Source organism: Curtobacterium sp. PsM8, from assembly GCF_030433875.1.
In the GTDB taxonomy this organism is placed as follows: Bacteria; Actinomycetota; Actinomycetes; order Actinomycetales; family Microbacteriaceae; genus Curtobacterium.
In genome coordinates, this window is sequence record NZ_JARUXD010000190.1 from 1 (window position 1) to 236 (window position 236).

1 protein-coding gene is annotated in these 236 nt (G+C 38.6%); it reads left to right on the plus strand.

Going from position 1 to position 236, the window contains the following annotated elements; translation table 11 throughout:
• Positions 1–236, plus strand: a 236-nt coding sequence (locus tag QCD68_RS17320; RefSeq protein WP_301223908.1) for a hypothetical protein, incomplete at both ends; no start/stop codon positions are given.

The following is a 236-nucleotide window of genomic DNA, read 5'->3' on the forward strand; positions in this document are numbered from 1 at the left end:
TCCGAACAACTGTAGGTTCTTATAGAATTGTAACAATTGCTGCAGCAGGACCACATACTTTCAACTTACGTGTTCTTACATCTGTAGCTACTACATATAACGTTCGTCCAGCTCAAGGATCAGGTTTGACAATTACAACAACACAAGCTAATCAGGTAGTTGAACTTTTTGGTTATATTGATGTGGGAAAACCGAACGGTACTAATGGTACCTTTCAGATGGAGCTTGATATTGAT